The sequence below is a fragment of the Streptomyces sp. NPDC001941 genome (genome assembly GCF_040296945.1).
Lineage (GTDB): Bacteria > Actinomycetota > Actinomycetes > Streptomycetales > Streptomycetaceae > Streptomyces.
Genome location: NZ_JBEOYE010000064.1, coordinates 18,102 through 37,888 on the forward strand (window position 1 = coordinate 18,102; position 19,787 = coordinate 37,888).

Consider the following 19,787-nt stretch of genomic DNA (forward strand, 5'->3'; position numbering starts at 1 on the left):
GAACCGGCTCAGACGTTCACCCCGTAGTCCAGGGCGATGCCCCGAAGTCCCGAGGCGTAGCCCTGGCCCACGGCGCGGAACTTCCACTCGCCGCCGTGCCGGTACAGCTCGCCGAAGACCATGGCGGTCTCCGTCGACGCGTCCTCGGTCAGGTCGTAGCGGGCTATCTCCTGGTTGTCGGCCTGGTTGACGACCCGGATGAACGCGTTGCGCACCTGGCCGAAGTTCTGGCCGCGGGCCTCGGCGTCGTGGATGGAGACCGGGAAGACGATCTTCTCGACCTGGGCCGGCACGGCGGCGAGGTCCACCTTCACCGACTCGTCGTCGCCCTCGCCCTCGCCGGTCAGGTTGTCGCCGGTGTGCTCGACGCTGCCGTCGGGGCTCTTCAGGTTGTTGTAGAAGACGAAGTGCTCGTCGGAGAGGACCCGGCCGCCCCCGTCGCACAGCAGCGCGGACGCGTCCAGGTCGTGGTCCGCGCCGGTCGTGGTCCGTACGTCCCAGCCGAGTCCGATCAGGACCGCGCTCAGGCCGGGGGCCGCCTTGCTCAGCGAGACGTTGCCGCCCTTGGCAAGGGAAACACTCACGGTCATTCCTCCACATCACGTACGGCGCGCCCGGCGGGCGGTGTCCCCCGGGGAACGGGCCCCGACCAGCGAAAGTTCCCACGCTTGCGCAAGTGTTGAACCTTGATCGTCACGGGCGCAAGCACCGCCCCTTCGCCGCCGCCGTCCGCAAACGTGTCCACCAGCGGCCACCTTCGGCCCGACGGACCACCGCCCGTCCCGCAGCGCCTAGTCTTGACCGACAGCAGCGAGGGCGAGGGAGTGGACGTGACGGCACGGGTCGTCGGTACCGGGCAGCCGGCCGAACCGGACGGGCACGTGCTGGAGCGCGTGTCCGAGATCTGCGGCATGCTCGCCGCCCCCGCGCGCCTGCACATCGTCTGGATCCTCGCCCACGGCGAGAGCGACGTCAGCCACCTCGCCGAGCGGGTCGGCGGCGCGCTGCCCGCCGTCAGCCAGCACCTGTCCAAGCTGAAGCTCGCCGGTCTGGTGCGCTCCCGCCGCGAGGGCCGCCGCCAGGTCTACTACGTGGACGACCCCGGCGTCGTCGCGGTCGTACGGCTGCTGATCGAGCAGAGCGGGCACCAGGAAGGCCGCCACGAGGGACGGGCGCGCGGTACCGGTGCCTGAGGAGCGGACCACCGGGCTCAGGCCGCGCGCGGCCGACACCCGTACGACGGTCTTCGAGGTCCTGCGCGAGCTCGACTCCGCGCCCGGCGGCCTCACCGACGACGAAGCCGCGCTCCGCCTCGCCGCCCACGGACCCAACACCCTGCCCGCCCGCCGCGGCGCCTCCCGCGCCCGCCGGGCGCTGCGCGGCCTGCGGGACCCCTTCACCGCCGTGCTCCTCGGCCTCGGACTCGCCTCCGCGCTCGTCTCCTCCTGGAGCACCGCCGCGGTCATCCTCGCCCTCGTCGTCGTCAGCTGCGCGCTGCGCGCGCACGGCGAGCACCGGGCCGAGGACTCCATGGCCCGGCTGCGCACCCTGGTCGCCTCCACCGCCACCGTGCAGCGGCGCACCGGCGACGGCACCCGCACCCGCGAACTGCCCGTCGACGAGCTGGTCCCCGGTGACGTGGTCCGCCTCGGCCCCGGCGACGTCGTCCCGGCCGACCTGCGGCTGCTGCGCACCCGGGGGCTCCTGGTCGACCAGTCCGCGCTGACCGGCGAGTCCACGCCCGTGCCCAAGCAGGCCTCCGACCGCGCGGGCCCGGGCACCGGGTTCGACCGGCCGCACACCTGCTTCCAGGGCAGCGGCGTCGCCGGGGGCACCGCCCTCGCCGTCGTCGTCGCCACCGGCGCCGACACCGCGCTGGCCGCGGCGGGTCCGCCCGGGCCCGCGCCCCGTACCCCCTCCACCTTCGACCGGTCGGTGCGCGGGATCTCCTGGGCGCTGATCCGGTTCATGCTGCTCACGCCGCCGCTGGTGCTGATGGCCAACGCGGCGTTCCGCGGCCGGGGCCTGGAGACGCTGCCGTTCGCGGTGGCCGTCGCGGTCGGCCTGACCCCCGAGATGCTGCCCGTCGTGGTCACCACCTGCCTGGCGCGCGGCACCGCCCTGCTGGCCCGGGGCCACGAGGTCATCGTGCGCAGGCTGCCCTCGCTGCACGACCTGGGCGCGATGGACGTGCTGTGCGTCGACAAGACCGGCACGCTCACCCGCGACCGGCCCGAGGCGCACGGCGCCTTCGACGGCGAGGGCAGGCCCGATCCGGCCGTACGCGACTGGGCCGCCGTCAACGCCTGGTGGACGCTCCAGCTGGCCGACCCGCCCGCCCCCGACCCGCTGGACGAGGCGCTCCTCGACGCGGCCGACCTCGACGCGGCGCTCGCCCACGACGGCGTGGACGCGCTGCCCTTCGACGCGGTCCGCCGCGTCTCGACGGCCGCGGTCCAGGACCCCGACGCGCTGGGCCGCGTCCTGCTGGTCACCAAGGGCGCGGTGGAGTGCGTACTGGAGCGGTGCGCCCTGGACGACGGGGAGCGGGAGCGCCTGCTGGCCACCGCGGACCGGCTCGCCGACGAGGGCCTGCGCGTGCTCGCCGTCGCCACCGGCGACCGCCCGGCCCGGGCCCGCGCCCTGGCACCCGCCGACGAGCGGGGCCTCGCCTTCCGTGGCTTCGTCACCTTCCGCGACGCCCTGGTGCCCAGCGCCCGCGACGCGCTGGCCGGGCTCGACGCGCACGGCGTGGCCGTCAAGGTGCTCACCGGCGACCACCCGGCCACCGCCGCCCGTGCCTGCCGCGACCTCGGGCTCGACCCCGGCCGCGTCGTGGACGGCCGCGACCTCGACGCGCTCGGCGACGGCGAGCTGGCCGCCCTGGCGGCCCGCACCCGGGTGTTCGCGCGCTGCCGCCCCGACCACAAGGCCCGCATCGTCACCGCGCTGCGCACCGCGCACACCACCGGCTTCCTCGGCGACGGCGTCAACGACCTGCCCGCCCTGCGCGCGGCGGACGTCGGGATCTGTCCGCAGGGCGGCGTCGGCGTGGCCCGCGAGAGCGCCGACGTGGTGCTCGCGGACAAGAACCTGACCGCCGTCGGGCACGCCGTCGCCGCGGGCCGGCACAGCAGCGCCAACATCGCCTCGTACCTGCGCATCACGCTGTCGTCGAACCTCGGCAACGTGATCGCGATGCTCGCCGCCGGACTGCTGCTGCCGTTCCTGCCGATGCTTCCGGTGCAGGTGCTCGTGCAGAACCTGTGGTTCGACGCCGCGCAGCTCGCCTGTGCCTACGACAAGCCGGACGAGCGCGCGCTGCGCCGCCCCGCGGCCCTGCGGACCCTGCCGTTCCTGCGCTTCATCACGGGCTTCGGCCTGCTGGGCGCGCTGGCCGACCTGGCGACCTTCGCGGTCCTGCTCGCGGGCACCTCGGCCGCCTCCGAGCAGAACGCCTTCCACTCCGGCTGGTTCACCGAGAACCTGATCACCCAGGCGCTGGTCATGGTCCTGCTGCGCACCGGGGTGCGCCCGGTGCCCGCCCCGGTGCGGACGGCGGCGTTCAGCCTGGCCGCGGTGGGCCTGCTGCTGCCGCTGACTCCGCTGGGCGGGCCGCTGGGGCTCCAGGCGCTGCCGCCCCTGTACTACGCGGGCCTCGCGGTCGTCCTCGCGGTGTATGCGCTGGCGCTGCGGGTCCTGCGGCGACGGGAGGCGGGGGAGTGAGCGGGGCGGGAGTGGGCGGGGCGCACTTACCGGCCCGCTGCTCAGGCGCGGGGGCTCGGCTCGCCCTCCGTGGCGGGGCGGGCGACGGGAACCGGACGCACGGCCGTGCCGTCTTGTGGGGTGGATCCGGCCTCGCCGTCCGACTTCATCGCGGCCGCCTCGCTCTTGAGGATGCGCATGGACTTGCCCAGGGAGCGGGCGGCGTCCGGCAGCTTCTTGGAGCCGAAGAGCACGATCACCACGATGGCGACGACCAACAGGTGCCAGGGTTCGAGGGCGTTGCGGAGCATGGGTGTCTGCCCTTCTCGTTTCGTCGTTTGCCTGGTAGCGGGAGCGCCGGGACGTCCCGGGGGTGCCGCGACGACCAGAACACTTGCTACATTGCGCAACTGTACAACCGGCGAGCGGGGCAAGTCGTCCCCGCCGTACACAGGGATTCGGCGGGGACGCGTACATGACGACCGACCACCAGGCCGTGGCACCGGGCCGACTCGGCGGGGCGAAGCTCCCGGGAGCGCGGCGCGGGCCGGACAAGGCGCAGCGCCAGGGCGGCGAGCCGGCCAAACCCCGGCGGCTGCGCGTCGCCCTCGCCATCGCCCTGTCGGTCGTCATCCTCGCCGTGGCCGGCATCGGCTGGCTGTACGTGAAGCTCACCGGGAACATCAACACCTTCGGCGCCGACGGCATCGCCGACGACCGCCCCGGCGACTCCAAGGGCCAGAACGTCCTGGTCATCGGCTCCGACGCCCGCACCGGCGGCAACAGCGACCTCGGCGGCGGCGACAAGGGCGACATCGGACGCTCTGACACCGCGTTCCTGCTCCACGTCTACGCCGACCACAAGCACGCCATGGCGGTCTCCATCCCGCGCGACACCCTGGTCACCATCCCCTCGTGCCGACTGCCCGACGGGACCTGGACCAAGGAACAGCCGCGCACCATGTTCAACGAGGCCTACTCCGTCGGACAGACCGCCAAGGGCAACCCCGCCTGCACCCAGAACACCGTCGAGAAGCTCACCGGACTGCGCGTCGACCACACCGTCGTCGTCGACTTCAAGGGCTTCGCCGACCTCACCGACGTCGTCGGCGGCGTCCAGGTCTGCCTGCCCAAGGACGTCTACCAGCGCGACCTCAACCCCAACCTGCGCGTCCGCGGCGACCTGCTCTTCCCCAAGGGCGAGCAGACCCTCGCCGGCCAGCGCGCCCTGGACTACGTCCGCATCCGGCACGGCATCGGCGACGGCTCCGACATCGGCCGCATCAAGCGCCAGCAGGCCTTCATGTCCAGTCTCATCAAGAAGATCAAGGACGACGGGTTCACCCCGACCAAGCTCCTGCCGCTCGCCGAGGCCGCCACCAAGTCGATGACCGTCGACCCCGGACTCGGCTCCGCCGACAAGCTCCTCGACTTCGCGATGTCGCTCAAGGACATCGACCTGCACAACACCAAGTTCCTGACCATTCCCTGGCGTTACGAGGGCGAGCGCGTCGCCGTCGTCGAACCCGACGCCCAGGCCCTGTGGCAGACCCTGCGCGACGACCGCACCCTCGACGGCACCGACGCCAGCGGCAAGAACGGCCCCAAGAAGGCCACCTCACCGGCCCCCACGCCCACCCCCACCAAGCCCGCCCCCGGCGAGGGCACCCAGGTCACCGTCCTCAACGGCACCCACACCACCGGACTCGCCGCCCGCGCCGCCGCCTCCCTGCGCGCCCACGACTACACCGTCGTCGGCACCGGCAACGCCGACCGCCGCGACTTCATCACCACCGTCATCCGCTACGGCGCCGGCCGCCAGGCCCGGGCCGACGCGCTCGCCACGCTCTTCCCCGGCGCCCGCGTCGAGGCGATGCCCGAGCCCGGCCTGCGCCTGATCGTCGGCAGCTCGTACACCGGGGAGACCGCCCCGACCGCACCCTCCACCCCCGCCGACCTCTCCAAGGAGGCCCGCTCGGCGGACGACAACCCGTGCGAGAACCTCTCGTACGGCTGACGGGCGGCGGACGGCCTCGATGCTGACGGACGGCTGACGGCCTCGGACACGCGCGTACGGCCCCGGTCACCGACCGGGGCCGTACGCGTCGCCGTCGTGCGGGGACGTCAGACGCGGTCCGCCGCGATCAGCACGTACTGGAACGAGCCGTCCTTGTACGAGTTGATGAACGCCTCCTCGATCCCCGTCACCAGCGACGACGTGGCCCGCAGCTCCCAGTACGGCAGCGTGTCCGGGGTCAGGTCGATCACCGCCTGCGGCACCAGGCGGTTGTCCGCCATGGCCTTGAGGTACTCGCGGCGGGAGTGGATGTTGCACTCGAAGTGCGCGTTGATCTGCGAGACCCACTTCGAGGGCTGGCCGTACCGCGGGTTCCAGCAGCCCGTGATCGTCACGTACCGGCCACCCGGCCGCAGGATCCGGGAGTGCTCGGCCATCAGGTCGTCCAGGTCGACGTACATGCTCGACTCGTTGTTCCACGACCCGGCCGCCTGCCCGGTGTCGAACGGGGTGTCCAGCATGTTGTGCACGTGCGAGCGCACGTGGTCCTGGAGGCCCAGCTCACGGGCCCGCTGGTTGCCGAACTCGGCCTGCTTCGACGACAGCGTCACGCCGTTGACCGTGCAGCCGAAGCGCTGGTGCGCCATCACCATGGAGCCGCCGCGCCCGCAGCCCGCGTCCACCAGGAAGTCCTCCCGGGCGATCTCGCCCAGGTTGTCCAGGAGCACATCGGTCTGGGCCGACTCCAGGCGGTGCAGCTCGGCGATCAGCTTCTGCTCGGCGTCCGGGTCGCCCGGCGCGCCGAGCGCGGAGTGGTCCACCGCCCCGATGCCGTAGTGGTGGTGGTACAGGCCGTCCACGTCGCCCAGGCGCAGGTTCACCGGACGCGCCTCGGCGTTCCAGTAGTTGGCGATGTCCGCCTGGTAGGGGGACGCGGGGCCGGGCACGGTCACGGAGTTGGTGGTGGTCGTCGTCATGGTGTTCTCTCCTCGTCGCCGGGGGCGGATTACCAGAAGTCGGGCAGGCTGTAGCGGAAGGTGTTGGTCTGGTGCCAGTGGTGGTTGCCGTCCACCCAGGCGGCGACGCCGCGCAGGAAGCGCTGGACGCCGGGCAGCGGACAGGACGCCGAGAGGTCGGCGGCCTCGGCCTCGAAGGCGTGCATCAGGTCGTTGTGGACCTCCACCGCCTTGAGGTAGGCGTCGCGCTCGGAGAGCTCCTCCCGGGCGGCGATCACGACGGGCAGGTTCAGGTGCGTGCCGGGCGCGTCGAGCTCCTTCGTGTACGAGTAGAGGTCGTTCACGATCGTCGTCGCGTTGGACGCCAGGGCGATCACCCGCTGCATGGCCGGCTGTGCGTGCAGGTCGGCCGGGAGCTCGTACCCGCCGACCGTGTCCGTGATGGTCGGGCAGGGGCGGAAGTTGTTGAACTGGCGCATCGCCAGGTACTCCCACACCTCCGGCACCCGCTCCAGCTGCGTCCAGGCCGCCTCGGCGAGGTAGCCCAGGTGCAGCCGGGCCATGTCGTGCCGGTACCGGTCCGCCTGCGAGGGGCTCGCGGCCTCGCAGAAGTAGCGCATCGCGGAGGCGTACGCCCGCCGGGGCGCGTCCGAGGAGAGCGAGGCGACCCAGTCGGGCTCGTACTCCCCGGTGGTGTGCAGCGGGTCGAGCGCGGTGTGCGCGAGCAGCAGCCGCTCGCCGAGCCCGACGGGCGAACCGCCGTGGTCCTCGCAGTAGCAGTCGTCGACCGCGTTCTCGGCGACCATCAGCCGGGTGGCCAGCATCAGGTGGTCGACGTCGGGCGCGTCCGGGTGGCAGGCCACCATGTAGCGCCCGACGTGGAAGCCGTCGAACTGGTTCTCCCAGTCCTCCGGGAAGAGGTCGACCTCCTCGACCGCCCACTGCTTGATCCTGCGGCTGACCTCCTCGACCCGTACGGGGTCCGGCGCCGGGATCGGGTGGTGGTAGAGGCCCGGCACCGGGATGCCTTCCTCCTCCACCGGGCCGGAGCCCGCCGCGGCCGTCGCCGTCCGCGGCATCAGGAGCCGCAGGGCGCTGGTGCCGATGCCGGTGGGGCCGAGCAGCGCCGCGGGCGCCGGGGGCACCTGGACGTCCGGGGGCGGTGGCGGCTCCGGAACGGTCGCGGGCAACCCCGGCGGCGCGGGCGGTACGGCGATCGAGGCCACGGCGGGCGCCTCGGGCAGCACCTCGGCGGGGGCGGGGACCCGGGGCGGTACGGGAACCCCTGAGCCTTCGCCGACGAGCCGGCCGATGTCACGGGCGCCGGCCGCCGCGTTGAGCAGGACCTCGGCCAGACGGGCACCGGCCTCGGACGGCTCCGGGGGTGTGGCGGGACTGGGATCGGGAGCGGACATCTGGGGGCCTCCAACGTAGGGGGAAGCTTTCTGCTGACGCGGTGCGGAGGTGGTGCGGAGGGCCCGGGGGCTCCCGCGACGGGCGTGAGGAGGCGTGCGACGGCCTTCGACTCACCTGTGCGCTGCTCTGTGTCGCGGGCGGCCCGGCGCGACGGGGCCGCCCGCTGTCTCAATCGCGTACGGAATTCCTTACGAATGTCCGAACTCCCGCGGGGGTCACCGCCGCGAGATGCGCACGTCCTCCAGCACGCCGAGCGCGTCCGGGACGAGTACGGCGGCGGAGTGGTAGGTGGTGACCAGGTAGGAGGTGATCGCCTGCTGGTCGATGCCCATGAAGCGGACCGAGAGGCCCGGCTCGTACTCGTCCGGCAGACCCGTCTGGTGCAGGCCGATGACGCCCTGGTTGGCCTCGCCGGTGCGCATGATGAGGATCGAGCTGGTGTTCTGCGGGGAGATCGGGATCTTGTCGCACGGCAGGATCGGCACCCCGCGCCACGACATCACCTTCTCGCCGTGCAGGTCCATGTACTCCGGGTAGAGCCCGCAGGCGGAGAACTCCCGCCCGATCGCGGCGACCATCCGGGGATGGGCGAGGTAGAACTTCGAACCGCGCCTACGGCACAGGATCTCGTCCAGGTCGTCAGGAGTCGGCGCCCCGGACCTGGCGCGGACGCGCTGCTTGAAGTCCACGTTGTGCAGGAGCCCGAACTCCCGGTTGTTGAGCAGCTCGTGCTCCTGGCGTTCACGCAACGCGTGCACCGTCAGCCGCAGTTGCTCGGCCGCCTGGTTCATCGGCCCGTTGTAGAGGTCGGTGACCCGTGTGTGCATCTTCAACACGGTCTGGACGACGGAGAGTTCGTACTCGCGGGGCTTCAGCTCGTAGTCGACGAAGCTGCCGGGCAGGGTGTGCTCGCCCTGGTGCCCCGCGGACATCGCGATCTCGGCCTCGCCCTTGTGGGTCTGCGGCCTGCGGGCGCGCTCGGAGAACTCGGCCAGGTGCTCCCGGAGCCGCGGAGAGGAGTCGCGTACGGCTTCGAAGTCGGCCCGGGAGAGGGTGAGTACGGTGCCGCTGGTCTCGGCGGTCGCGGTGAACTGCCACTGTCCGTCGGCCCGCAGCACGGCCGCGTCCCCGAACCGCTCGCCGTCGGCGAGCACGGCCAGGGCCTGGTCGTCGCCGTACGCGCCCACGGCGTTCTGGCTCACGCGTCCGTGCGCGATCAGGTGCAACCGGTCGGCGGGCGCGCCCTGTTCGACGAGGGTCTCCCCGGCGCGGAAGTCGTGCTGCACGCACCGCCGGGCGAGCGCGGTCAGCACCTCCAGGTCGTCGAACCCGCGCAGCGGGGCGATCTCGCCGAGCTTCCGCGGAATGACCTGGACGTCGGCGCCGACCTGCACGAAGTCGACCCGCCCGTCCCCGACCGCGTAGCTGAGCCGGTGGTTCACGCGGTAGGCCCCGCCCCGGGCCTCCACCCACGGGAGCATCCGCAGCAGCCAGCGGGAGCTGATCTCCTCCATCTGCGGCGCGGACTTGGAGAGCGTGGCCAGCTTGCGGGCGGCCGCCGTACCAAGGCTGAGTTGTTCGTTCTGCCGCGCCTCGGTCGCCGGGCTCGTCCCAAGACTCATCTAACGGGGTCTCCTTCGTCGCGCAACGGGCAACACGGGTCCAGTACTTTGCCTGGTCCAAGGCGGTGCGACGGCCGGTTCGGTGACCCCGAACCGCCTTGGACACGGTTGGAATCTTGCGATCACCACCGCACCCCTGACCAGGGAAACCGGGGGACATTAACTCGATGCGATGATCGTGCGGGGGAGAGGTTTGCGGGGTGACGACGGGATTCGGCCGTGTGGTCGACCGGGGGTGTCACCCGGGCCGGCCCGAAGGAGTGCGGAAACTGATGAACCCCCGCCGCTGGACGCGCACTTCCGGCCACGCGGAGGAACGGCGACGGGGAAGGCCGCGCACGACCCGGGACGACGGGCCCGAACGGGCGTGCCGGGGTGCGTATCGCTCTATCGTCCTTACCCGCCCCTCGCGCCCTTCGTCGACGCGGGAGGTCCGCATCAGGTCCACTGAGGTCGGTTCGGTGCTACCTGCTGGCCTGCCTGATCAGCGCTTGAGCGAGTGAGGGAGCAACCTCCGCAGCGCCCGCCCCGAGGGCAGCGAGAGTGACGGACTCGTCGGGTTCGGTCCGCAGCGGGCGCCTCGCACGCCCGAGGCCCATCGGTTGCGCAGACTGTCGGGAGTGACGTGGGTCAAAGATGTCGACACTCACGAGTGCCTCGGTCGACACGCCGGCCGCCACCACGATGCGGTCCGTCTGGATGATACTCAGCGCCCCGGAAAACCTCAGTAGGCCAGCGAGTTGCTGAGGCAAGGCATCAGGATCCAAAATTGAGCCAAGGTCGTCTCGGGGCAACGTAGCCAGTGTGGAGAGCTGTCCGGTCTTGTACAGACGGCATTCCACGAGCTTGCCCCCCTGAGGCGTGCCCCGCGACGGTGGCCGACTGGCCGCAACGCCGACGGCTACGTACTCATCAGACGCGATGGGGTTCAGCGCGATGTCGCCCCCGATCATCCGAGTAGCACGGATTCGGTCCATCAGCGACGCACTCAGTTGGTCCAGCTCTCGGGCTGAGTAGCCGGGGAAATCCAGTGGCACGACGTGTACTTGCAGCACGGCATCGTGGCTGCTGACACTCCGGGTAGCCGCGCCGACCGAGGCCCAGTGCATGGACGGTTGCTCCACAAGCCTGGCGAATGCCAAAGGAGACGCACCTGACTCCAGCTCTCTGACTTTCTGTACGACTTTGGTCATCAACTCCACGGAAGTATGGAAGGAGTCGCGGAACACTCCCGTAGCGTAGGCTTCCACGACGCGTACGAACTCGTGTTGATCCGGTTCGAACACAACGCCTTGCTTGCGGTAGACGATCCTGGGCATGCCTGCGGCCTGTGCAGCCACCCACTCGTCATGCGTGGCCGATTGCCCGGTTTCGGGGAAGACATGACCGTAGAACGGGCCAAGGAGGAAGAGACATACATCGGCGGTCTCCAGAGCCTTCAGGCACGCTTCCCGGCTGGGAGTGGGCTGGGCGGAGAAGTCCTCGAATCGCACAGGAGTATGGCCCAGTGAGCGAATCAGCCCTTTGAGGGCGCTGCGCTCTTCCTCAAGGCCTTTGCGGACGCTGCTGATGAAGATCTTCACGCTACGGTGCCTCCACTGCTCCGGGTTCGCCTTCACGGCGAAGCGGTTGGCTCATGTGTCTAGTGTGCCGACCCTGGGAAGGAGTTGTCCCATGCCCGACGTTTCAGACGAGGCGATACGCGCTTACTGGAAAGAGCACCGTGAGCAGCTGCGGCAGTGCGAAACTCAACGCTCCACACTGACGAACCTCCTGATCGTCGTTACGGCGGCTCTGAGTGCTCTGATCGTTCAGCAGAAGTTCACGATCAATGTCGTACCCCTCTGTATCTTCGTCGTGCTGACGGGCGCGTACGGGGCTGTTGTCGTATCCAAGTACTACGAACGTGCCTCCTACCACCTCTCTCAAGCGCGGGCATTGACCGCAGACCTGGTGACGCGAGGGGTGTTGGGTTCCAAAGAGGGACTCGAGCAGGCGCGTGAGGAGCACTATCGCAGGTTTCCTCGGCTACACCGAGTCCGACTGCACCGCCTTTGGGTGGTGCTGCACCTGGCCATCGCTCTCTACGGAGTGAGCCTTTGCTGCGTGTGTGTTGCGGTGGGCTGAGGAAAAGATGTCGAGGATCGGGTGCGCTCCCGGCCTCCTGAATGATCTCGTCAGTCCGCAGTGCCTCGACGGTCTCTGGCCAGGGATGGCCGCTTTTACAGGTCACCTGTTTGCGCTCAAATCCCAGCGGTTGACCTGGTTCTCGGAGCCCTTCCGTCGCAGCACAGCGAACGTCTCGCCGATGTAGTGCGATATATGCTGTTTTGGCGTGCCCACGGATCGGCCCTGCCACAACAGCGGCGGCTGACATACCGCTATTCGTCAGCCTGACGCAATTCCTGGCCGGACCTCCGCCTGGCCACCTCTCTCTCTGGGATGCTGGAGGTCGATCGAGAGGGGTCGCAGCGATGCAGTGGAAGATCCACGGGGAACGTCCGATCTACGAGAACAGTTGGGTGAACCTATGGCTCACCGACGTCGAGACGCCGGACGGGAACCGCTGGGAGCACCACGTCGTCAAGCTCCGGCACCTGGCCGTGGCCGCCGTCGTCAACGAGCGGCGTGAAGTCCTGATGATGTGGCGGCACCGCTTCATCACGGACGCGTGGGCCTGGGAGCTGCCCATGGGGCTGGTCGAGGAAGGCGAGAGCCCGGCGGAAGCGGCGGCCCGTGAGGTACTGGAGGAAACGGGCTGGAGCCCCGGACCGATCAAGCCGCTCATCTATGCCGAACCGGCAAACGGCATCACGGACTCCCAGCACCACGTCTTCCGCGCCGACGGCGCGACGTACGAGGGCCCGCCGACCGAGAAGAACGAGTCGGACCGGATCGAGTGGATCCCGCTGACCGACGTGCGGAGCATGATCGACCGCCGCGAGATCGTCAGCAGCGGCTCCCTCGTCGGGCTGCTCTACGTCCTCATGGACGAGGTGATCCGCTGACCTGGCGGGGCAGCACTTGTCTGAGCCGGGCCCCGAATGCCATCGCGGCCGGTTCCCGGCGGAAGGGCTCCAACTGCTCGTAGAACTCACGCAGATGGCTGGCGACTCGTTGCGAGCTGACGGCCACTGCCGGTACCAGGGCCTCGATGGCCGTGTGGCATGCCTCGTCGAGTTTTCCGCGCTGGAGCTGGGTGCGGGCGAGCCAGAAAGTGTGGAGAGCTCGCCCTCGGTGGTTCGTCCGGTGTTCTCGGCGCAGAGCGTCCGCGATGAGGGGCTCGGCGAGGGCGGCTTCGCCCAAGCGGCCGTGCGCGATGCCGGTGTCCACGATCAGCTTCGGCTCGTCGAAGTACGCGACCCAGGCCGGGTCCGGATCGCCGGCGCTGATCCGTCCGAACTGGGTGTGGGCTTCCGAGATCGCGTCGTGGGTCGCGCCGTGGTTGCCGAGGGCGGCGTGGGCGAAGGCTTCGCGCATCGCGAGCATGGCCAGTACGCGCGGAGTGTTCCCCGCGGTCGCTCGGGCTTGGTCCTGGGCGGCCGTGACGAGTGCGAGGGCGTCGCTTGGCTTGTCCTGGTAGGTGGCCTGGAGGCTCATGCAGGCGAGGACGTTGGCCATGAACTGGTGGTCGTCGATCGCCTTGGCGAGTCCGAGGGATTTGGTGAAGTAGGCGCGTGCCTGGTGGTACTGGCTCGCGTCGAAGTAGGTCCATCCAGTGAGCCTGGCCAGCTCGGCCGCGATGCTGTGCAGGCCGTCCCGCAGAGGCGCCGGACGCTGCTCCTTGAGGAGGTCGACGACGTAGCGGAGCTGGCCGACGACCGCTGGCCGTAAGGTCGCGCCGCCGTGCTCGTCGTCCCGGCGCCAGTAGTCCGCGATCGACGAGTGCAGCGCGGCCAGCGTCGAGGCGCTGAGATCCCGCTCGGCTGCCAGGACCAGAATGCTGTCGACGTCCGCCCCCGGTAGTTCGGCGGCCAGTGGTTCGACGGCTGAGAGGGCTGGTACCTCGGCCGGTTCGCGGGGCATGACTGTCAGGTTGGGCGGCGTCTCCCAGGAGCGTCGGGCGAGGCCGAGCATGTGTCCGGGGATGCGCAGTCCGTCGGAGATCCGTTCGATCACATCCATGTGCAGCAGCTGCCGCCGTCCGGCGATCACCTCGCCCACGCGGCTCGGGGTCAGGTCGCAACGGCGCGCGACCATCGAGGGATGGATGCCTGCTCGCGCCTTGACCAGCTGGAAAATGCGGCCGAAGTCCCTGGCCTGGCATGCCTCGATCATCACTGGATCCGTGAGCAGGCTGACCGGGAGTTCCTTCGAGCGAGACGGCTCGGGCATCGGGCACGCTCCGGCATCAGGACTGCGGATCGCTGCTCTGGGTCAACCGAGGGTAATGCTAACCAAGTTGGGTAATCCGCTTGGCCTTTCCGGCTGGGCCCGTGGATCGCGATGCTCCTGGCCATGGCGAACGGACAGAATGACGTGCGGATGACGTTGCGGGTCTCTCGCGACTCCGGCCAGACGTGGGGGGCTCTCGCGGAGGTGCGCGTGGGCGAGGACCCGGTGGAGAACCTGGTCCGCTACCCGCCGTGCGTCTGCCCCCGGTGCGCGGAGCAGGTGCGCCGACTGATCGCGAGCCCGCACAAGCCCTGCCGGCCTCGCTCGCCGCGCAATGAAAAGTGCGGTGACTGCGGTGGCAGCGGCGCCAACCCGTCGGGGAAGACCTGCGACACCTGCGACGGACTGGGTGAGATTCACTGCTGCGCCGGCCGTCAGGAGCACGGTGCGCCATCTCGTTCCGTGATCTGAAAGGAGGGCTGCCCATGGCCCATGCCCTGATCGCCTCCCCGTTCCTCGACGGACACCTTCTCCTCAAGCCGGGGGCGAGGGCCGGCGCGCGTATCTCCGCCGAGCACTACAGAGTTCTGCGCCAGGCCGCCACCGACGGCGAGTCGCTTCCCGCCTGGGCGGTGCGGACCGCCGCCGACGTGTGGGGCGTGGACCTGGACGGCCTGACCACGCAGGGCACCGTGCTGGTGCGCGAGCCGTCCCCGTACGGCTACTGTCGAGCGTCCTGGGAGATCAACCTCGGCTGCAACTTCGGCTGCAAGCACTGCTACCTCGGTGAGCGGCCCTTCTCCGGCCTTGGCTGGGACGACAAGGTGCGACTTCTCGACATCATGCGCGAGGCTGGCGTCCTCTGGCTCCAGATCACCGGCGGCGAGCCCACCATGGACCCCCACTTCCAGGGCGCCTACCGGTATGCCTGGCAGGCCGGGATGATGCTCACGATCTCCACCAACGGCTCGCTGCTCTGGAGGCCGGACATCCTCAAGCTCTTCCGGGACTGCCCGCCGTATCGCCTGGTCGTCAGTATGTACGGGGCGAGTGAGGAGACCTTCGACGCGCTCACCCAGCGCCGTGGTGCGTGGAAGGCGTTCCGGCGCGGCATGGACGCCGCATGCAAGGCGGGCCTGCCTTTGCGCATCAACGTCGTGGTGACGGAGGACAACGCCTCCGAGGCAGACGAGATGGCCGCCCTCGCTGATGAGTGGAACGTCGAGAGCCACGCGTACACGAACATGACGCCCACGATCTACGGCGGCGGAGAGCCGCTACTCGCTCAGTCCGCCGCCCACCTGCGGCAGCGCAAGCCGTTCGCAGGCTGTAACGCGGGACACACGTTCTTCCATGCGGACCCGCACGCCAAGGTCTCGATCTGCAAGGTCGGCCGCGACGACCAGATCGACCTCATGGCGGAAGGCATCGACGGCCTCACCCGGCTGGGCGCCATCGCCGACCGTCTCATGCTTCGCACCGGTGGGTGCGAGGGCTGCGCCCTGTCCGGCACCTGCCGGGTCTGCCGCCCCCTGGCAAAGCACTACCAGGAGGCCCAGGCGCCACTGCACAGCTACTGCCAGCACGGAGACAAGGAGAACGCCATATGACCCCGCCCGTACCGGTGACCATCCTCCCCGGCCCGCCCGCCTCGGCCCGCCGCGCGGCCCCGCCCGTCGCGACCGCGGCGATCACCGCCGTCCAGGACCTCGACGTGATCGTGGAGAGCGCGGAGTGCTCCTGCGACGCCGGGGACGACAACCCCCACTGACCGACACGATCCCGTCAACTCTGTTCAGGCCCCGACGTACTCGCGTCGGGGCCTGAACCTTGCTCGTACCGCCGCTAAGGTGCGGCTCATGTTCTTCCGCTGGGACTGGCTCCGGCCTCAACTGACCGCGCCGATCGTGCCGACCCTCGGTCCCGTCCACCCCGACGCCCTGACTGTCGGCATCTTCGAGGACACGCTGCGAGTGGCCGAAACTGGGGACTTCCTGCCCTACGACAAGGACCGGCGCTGGGGCGGCGAGAAGGACGAGAAAGTACTTCGCGAGGACGTGATCCACCAGCCCGAGCGCACCCTCATCCCCACCCTGAGCCGGCGCGGACGCGGCACCGTGAAAGTCTTCGCCTACGGGCTCCGCGACAGCGCCGTGGATGAGGCTGCCGAACTGGCCGCCAAGCTCGCAGCCGCGCACGACGTGGTCAACGCCAAGGTCGTACGCCTCCTGCCACCCGGGACCATGCACCCGGGTGGCACGCGCATCCAGCTGAAGGATTTCGCCGCCGGAGCCTGCCCCGACCCGGGTGGTCCGGTCCGGCCTGTCACTGTCTGGCCGGCCACTGTGCAGGGGACCTTCGCCCCGTTCGCCGAGGCCATGGCCGCTGACGGCCTGGCCTTCCTCCACACCCAGATGCGGGCCGACCGGTGCGGCCCGGTCCTCGCCGCTGCTGTGGAGAACCGCATCGTGGGCGCGATCGGCCCCTTGGACGTACGTCCCGACTCCATCGGTCACCCCCAGCTGATGCCCCAGTACTTCGCCGTCTTGCCCGAGGCCCGGGGCCGGGGACTAGGTCGCGTTTTGTGGCGGGCCGCGATGCACTGGGGCCAGTCCCATGGCGCCGCCTACCAACTCCTCCAGACCGAGGTCGACGGCCCCTCAGACCATCTGTGTCAGTCCGAAGGGCTGGTCTCCCTGGGCTTCACCCACACCACGACCGCGTAGCTCCGGATCTCGCTTCCTACTCGAGGACGAGGCCTGATTCTTGGCCGATGCCTGGGGCTGCGTCCGCGTCGCTGTCGAGGCGGGCAAGTGGGGGCCACGTGGCAGAACGGTCACGGACGGACCGCGCACACCCCCGGACGACGGACTCGAACGCGCGTGCCGCGGTGCGGGAATGAGGGGGTGCGAGAAGACCCGGTGCGTATCGCTGTACCGCCCACCGGCTCCCGCGCTTGCGGTTAGGGTGCGTACCACGCGCAACACGCGCAGCGTGAACAGTACGAGGACAGGAGCCCCTGGGGAGGGTGCACCACCGGTCCTCGAAGATCGTGGGGGGCCACGTGCAAGAAATGGTCAAGGGTGCCAACGTCAGCCTCGGCGCACTCACCGAGGACGCCGGCAGTGTCGTCGCCAGCCTCTCCTGGCGGGGCAGGAGCAGCGGGAACCCGGACGCGGACGTGTCGGTGCTGCTCCTGAACGAGAACGGCAAGATCCGGCAGGACGCCGACTTCGTCTTCTACAACAACCGCGAGGCCGCGGACGGCAGCGTGCAGTTGCTGGGCAAGACCTCGACGGCCGACGGCAGCGAAGACCGGATCAGCCTGGACCTCGCCGGCATGCCCGCCGACGTGGAGACCATTGTCGTCGCCGCCAGCCGTGAACCCGGCTGCCGCTTCGGCGACCTCGACGACCTGCGCGTCACCCTCTCGGACAGCACAGGCGAGGCGCTCCTCGGGTTCTCGATCACCGACGCGGGCGTGGAGAGCGCGTTCATCTTCGGCGAGCTGTACCGGCGCAATGACGAGTGGAAGTTCCGTGCCGTCGGCCAGGGGTACGAGACCGGACTCGCCGGTCTCGCCACCGACTTCGGCATCGACGTCGACGACACCCCGGACGAGACGACGGCCGGGGCCGTGCCCGACGGCGCGCCCGAACCCTCCGTCCTCGACGGACCCGAGGTGCAGGCCGAGGCGCCGCGCGTGGAACAGGAGCCGCGACCGGCCGTCCCCGCCCAGGCGGAGGCCCCCGAGGAGGCGGTGCCCGCCCCGAAGCGTCCCCGTACCGCCAAGAAGAAGGTCACGCTCCCCGAGGCGCCCCGCAACTCCCTCGCGGAGAAGGACGACTGGCACGAGGCCCGGCTCTTCCCGGTCCCCGCGATGAAGAGCGACCGCGACCGCGAGGTGCGGGCGACCTCGGTCCTGCTCTCCGTCATGGCCCAGGTCCCCGAACTCGGGCGCCGCCTCACCGTCCCCTTCGGCGCGCCCTCGGGCCGGATGGAGGTCTACACCGAGGTGCCGCTGCCGCACGGCGACACCCCCAGGCGCCCCGACGGCGTGGTCCGCGTCCAGCGGGCCGGGAAGTTGTGGACCGCGCTGGTGGAGACCAAGACCAACGGCAACCCGCTGAAGCAGGAGCAGGTCCAGGCCTACACGGACATCGCCGCCAAGCGCGGCTACGAGGCGGTGATCACGCTCTCCAACGACGTGGCGCTCAAGGGCACGCCGCTCGTCAGCGTCAAGACGGACGGCCGGCGCAAGCACAAGGTCGCCCTGTGGCACCTCTCCTGGGCCGAGGTCGCCCACCACGCCCAGATGCTGCTGCGCCACGACGGCGTCGCCAACCCGGCCCACGCCTGGCTGCTGCAGGAACTCCTGCACTACCTGCGGCACGACAACTCCGGCTGCCACGGCTTCCAGAACATGGGCGCCGCCTGGGTGCCGGTCCGCAAGGGGATCGAGGACGAGACGCTCTGCCGGGGCGACGGGCGCGCGGTCGAGGTGATCGAGAGCTGGGAGCGGCTGGTGCTCCAGGTCTGTCTGCGGCTCGAAGGCCGCCTCGGGCGCAAGGTGGCCCCCGTCCCGTACGCCCGCCGGGGCGCGGACCCGCGTGAGCGGCGGGTGGCCATGGCGGACGACTTCTGCGACGACGGCCGGCTGCACGCGGAGATCCGGATCGAGGGGACGCCCGGGGCCACCGGGATCGTCGCCGACCTGCGGACCGGGCGGCTGCGCAGCTCGATCGAGGTTCCGGCGCCTGAGCAGGGATACCCGCTGACCTGGGCCAAGCGGTTGGTGCGGCACCTGTCCGAGGCGCCCGCCGACCTCCACGTGGAGACCTTGGTCCAGGGCGACTCCGCAGGACCGAGGGGAACCCTCGGGCAGCTGCGGCTCGAACCGGGCGACCTGCTGCCGAAGGACGGGGCGCCCATCACCGGGTTCCGCATCTCCCTGTTGCGCAAGAACATGGGCAACACCCGGGGTACCGCGGAGAGCGGCTTCATCCGGAGCGTCGACGAGCTGGTGGACCGCTTCTACGACGACGTGGTCGGCCCCTTGGAGCCCCGGCCCGCCCGGAGCCGTACGGCCTCCTGAACGATCGCGCGCCGGGGCCACGGCACGGACGGGAAGCCGCTACCTGGCGTCCGTGTCCTCCGGCGCGCCCAGGTGCATCCTCGCCTCCACCACCTTGCCGTCCTCCACCACCGTCGTGCGCAGGCTCGTGCACAGGCGGCTGACCAGGTGCAGGCCGTGGCCGCCGACGCGGCTGGGGTCGGGCTGCTGGCGTTGCGGGAGGCGGGCGGAGCCGTCGCGCACCCGGATGACGAGTTCGGCCCCGTGCGTGTCCACCTCGATCTCCAGGGCGCCCGGGCCCGGAGCGTGCCGGTGGGCGTTGGTGACCAGTTCGCTGACCACCAGCTGGGCGTCCTGGCTGGGCCGGTGGTCCGGCAGCCTTCCGGCGCGGGCGAGCAGCGCGCGCACGGCGTCGCGCGACTCGCCGACCGGCGGGTGGTCGGCGCCCCACGCGGTGCCGTAGCGGAGGGGCTCGGCGGAGCCGGCCGGTCGGGTCGGCTTGGCGGGATGGATGGCACCGGTGTGACCGATGGGTTCGCCCTCGGGCGAGATCTGGTACTGCGGCATGGTGACCATGAGGCTGTTCCTGAGCGTCGATTCGTCCCTTGTCTCGTGGCCCGGTGTCGCGGGCGTGCTGCTCCCCGCCTACCCGCCGTCGCCGT

At 70.5% G+C, this 19,787-nt stretch carries 17 protein-coding genes; 9 read left to right on the top strand and 8 right to left on the bottom strand.

What is annotated here, in order from left to right; translation table 11 throughout:
- Window positions 1-8: 8 nt before the first annotated feature.
- Window positions 9-584, bottom strand: a complete 576-nt coding sequence (locus tag ABT160_RS32670) for a TerD family protein (RefSeq protein ID WP_351651556.1) — start codon at window positions 582-584, stop codon at window positions 9-11.
- Between the two features lie 246 nt (window positions 585-830).
- Between ABT160_RS32670 and ABT160_RS32675 the strand changes: the two genes are divergently transcribed.
- Both ABT160_RS32675 and mgtA read left to right on the top strand, forming a co-directional pair.
- Window positions 831-1,193, top strand: a complete 363-nt coding sequence (locus ABT160_RS32675) for an ArsR/SmtB family transcription factor (protein WP_502984343.1) — start codon at window positions 831-833, stop codon at window positions 1,191-1,193.
- On the top strand, window positions 1,186-3,726 hold the full coding sequence (mgtA, locus tag ABT160_RS32680) for a magnesium-translocating P-type ATPase (RefSeq protein WP_351651557.1): 2,541 nt from the start codon (window positions 1,186-1,188) through the stop codon (window positions 3,724-3,726). Before ABT160_RS32675 ends, mgtA begins: the two co-directional genes overlap by 8 nt.
- Window positions 3,727-3,767: 41 nt before the next feature.
- On the opposite strand, the gene tatA is transcribed toward mgtA, so the two are convergent.
- Window positions 3,768-4,016 carry a Sec-independent protein translocase subunit TatA gene (gene tatA, locus ABT160_RS32685; RefSeq protein ID WP_351651558.1) on the bottom strand — a complete coding sequence of 83 codons (249 nt, stop codon included), beginning with the start codon at window positions 4,014-4,016 and terminating at the stop codon, window positions 3,768-3,770.
- 164 nt (window positions 4,017-4,180) lie between these two features.
- Here tatA and ABT160_RS32690 point away from each other — a divergent pair, with 164 nt between their 5' ends.
- Window positions 4,181-5,722 (top strand): LCP family protein, encoded by a 1,542-nt coding sequence (locus ABT160_RS32690; RefSeq protein ID WP_351651559.1) that lies wholly within the window; start codon window positions 4,181-4,183, stop codon window positions 5,720-5,722.
- Between the two features lie 107 nt (window positions 5,723-5,829).
- Here the strand turns inward: ABT160_RS32690 and ABT160_RS32695 are convergent, their stop codons facing one another.
- The 4 genes from ABT160_RS32695 to ABT160_RS32710 all read right to left on the bottom strand — a co-directional run bounded on the left by ABT160_RS32695 (window position 5,830) and on the right by ABT160_RS32710 (window position 11,299).
- Window positions 5,830-6,699, bottom strand: a complete 870-nt coding sequence (locus ABT160_RS32695; RefSeq protein ID WP_351651560.1) for a geranyl diphosphate 2-C-methyltransferase — start codon at window positions 6,697-6,699, stop codon at window positions 5,830-5,832.
- A gap of 29 nt (window positions 6,700-6,728) precedes the next feature.
- The gene (locus ABT160_RS32700; protein WP_502984341.1) at window positions 6,729-8,093 is read right to left on the bottom strand and encodes a family 2 encapsulin nanocompartment cargo protein terpene cyclase; all 1,365 of its coding nucleotides are present in this window, start codon (window positions 8,091-8,093) and stop codon (window positions 6,729-6,731) included.
- Window positions 8,094-8,309: 216 nt separating this feature from the next.
- A complete protein-coding gene (locus ABT160_RS32705) occupies window positions 8,310-9,716 on the bottom strand; it encodes a family 2B encapsulin nanocompartment shell protein (protein ID WP_351651561.1) in 1,407 nt (468 codons plus the stop codon).
- Between the two features lie 464 nt (window positions 9,717-10,180).
- Window positions 10,181-11,299 carry a DUF4062 domain-containing protein gene (locus tag ABT160_RS32710; protein ID WP_351651562.1) on the bottom strand — a complete coding sequence of 373 codons (1,119 nt, stop codon included), beginning with the start codon at window positions 11,297-11,299 and terminating at the stop codon, window positions 10,181-10,183.
- Window positions 11,300-11,390: 91 nt separating this feature from the next.
- On the opposite strand from ABT160_RS32710, the gene ABT160_RS32715 reads away from it, so the two are divergent.
- Both ABT160_RS32715 and ABT160_RS32720 read left to right on the top strand, forming a co-directional pair.
- Window positions 11,391-11,843, top strand: coding sequence for a hypothetical protein (locus ABT160_RS32715; protein WP_351651563.1), 453 nt, complete (start codon window positions 11,391-11,393; stop codon window positions 11,841-11,843).
- Between the two features lie 347 nt (window positions 11,844-12,190).
- Window positions 12,191-12,724 (top strand): NUDIX hydrolase, encoded by a 534-nt coding sequence (locus ABT160_RS32720; RefSeq protein ID WP_351651564.1) that lies wholly within the window; start codon window positions 12,191-12,193, stop codon window positions 12,722-12,724.
- Here the strand turns inward: ABT160_RS32720 and ABT160_RS32725 are convergent.
- Window positions 12,702-14,051 (bottom strand): NsdA family TPR-like regulatory protein, encoded by a 1,350-nt coding sequence (locus ABT160_RS32725; RefSeq protein WP_351651565.1) that lies wholly within the window; start codon window positions 14,049-14,051, stop codon window positions 12,702-12,704. The genes ABT160_RS32720 and ABT160_RS32725 overlap by 23 nt on opposite strands.
- Before the next feature lie 485 nt (window positions 14,052-14,536).
- On the opposite strand from ABT160_RS32725, the gene ABT160_RS32730 reads away from it, so the two are divergent.
- From ABT160_RS32730 to ABT160_RS32745, 4 genes are all read left to right on the top strand, one after another.
- The gene (locus ABT160_RS32730) at window positions 14,537-15,661 is read left to right on the top strand and encodes a radical SAM protein (protein ID WP_351651566.1); all 1,125 of its coding nucleotides are present in this window, start codon (window positions 14,537-14,539) and stop codon (window positions 15,659-15,661) included.
- On the top strand, window positions 15,658-15,822 hold the full coding sequence (locus ABT160_RS32735; protein WP_173266466.1) for a hypothetical protein: 165 nt from the start codon (window positions 15,658-15,660) through the stop codon (window positions 15,820-15,822). Before ABT160_RS32730 ends, ABT160_RS32735 begins: the two co-directional genes overlap by 4 nt.
- A gap of 88 nt (window positions 15,823-15,910) precedes the next feature.
- Window positions 15,911-16,777, top strand: a complete 867-nt coding sequence (locus tag ABT160_RS32740; protein WP_351651567.1) for a GNAT family N-acetyltransferase — start codon at window positions 15,911-15,913, stop codon at window positions 16,775-16,777.
- Window positions 16,778-17,124: 347 nt separating this feature from the next.
- Window positions 17,125-19,146 carry a TerD family protein gene (locus ABT160_RS32745; protein WP_351651590.1) on the top strand — a complete coding sequence of 674 codons (2,022 nt, stop codon included), beginning with the start codon at window positions 17,125-17,127 and terminating at the stop codon, window positions 19,144-19,146.
- 39 nt (window positions 19,147-19,185) lie between these two features.
- On the opposite strand, the gene ABT160_RS32750 is transcribed toward ABT160_RS32745, so the two are convergent.
- Window positions 19,186-19,701 (bottom strand): ATP-binding protein, encoded by a 516-nt coding sequence (locus ABT160_RS32750; protein WP_351651568.1) that lies wholly within the window; start codon window positions 19,699-19,701, stop codon window positions 19,186-19,188.
- Window positions 19,702-19,787 lie beyond the last annotated feature (86 nt).

Coding starts and splice junctions, on each gene's coding strand:
- tatA (WP_351651558.1), bottom strand. CDS start 4,016: ATGCTCCGCAACGCCCTCGAACCCTGGCACCTGTTGGTCGTCGCCATC.
- ABT160_RS32690 (WP_351651559.1), top strand. CDS start 4,181: ATGACGACCGACCACCAGGCCGTGGCACCGGGCCGACTCGGCGGGGCG.
- ABT160_RS32695 (WP_351651560.1), bottom strand. CDS start 6,699: ATGACGACGACCACCACCAACTCCGTGACCGTGCCCGGCCCCGCGTCC.
- ABT160_RS32700 (WP_502984341.1), bottom strand. CDS start 8,093: ATGTCCGCTCCCGATCCCAGTCCCGCCACACCCCCGGAGCCGTCCGAG.
- ABT160_RS32705 (WP_351651561.1), bottom strand. CDS start 9,716: ATGAGTCTTGGGACGAGCCCGGCGACCGAGGCGCGGCAGAACGAACAA.
- ABT160_RS32715 (WP_351651563.1), top strand. CDS start 11,391: ATGCCCGACGTTTCAGACGAGGCGATACGCGCTTACTGGAAAGAGCAC.
- ABT160_RS32720 (WP_351651564.1), top strand. CDS start 12,191: ATGCAGTGGAAGATCCACGGGGAACGTCCGATCTACGAGAACAGTTGG.
- ABT160_RS32725 (WP_351651565.1), bottom strand. CDS start 14,051: ATGCCCGAGCCGTCTCGCTCGAAGGAACTCCCGGTCAGCCTGCTCACG.
- ABT160_RS32730 (WP_351651566.1), top strand. CDS start 14,537: ATGGCCCATGCCCTGATCGCCTCCCCGTTCCTCGACGGACACCTTCTC.
- ABT160_RS32735 (WP_173266466.1), top strand. CDS start 15,658: ATGACCCCGCCCGTACCGGTGACCATCCTCCCCGGCCCGCCCGCCTCG.
- ABT160_RS32740 (WP_351651567.1), top strand. CDS start 15,911: ATGTTCTTCCGCTGGGACTGGCTCCGGCCTCAACTGACCGCGCCGATC.
- ABT160_RS32745 (WP_351651590.1), top strand. CDS start 17,125: ATGGTCAAGGGTGCCAACGTCAGCCTCGGCGCACTCACCGAGGACGCC.
- ABT160_RS32750 (WP_351651568.1), bottom strand. CDS start 19,701: ATGGTCACCATGCCGCAGTACCAGATCTCGCCCGAGGGCGAACCCATC.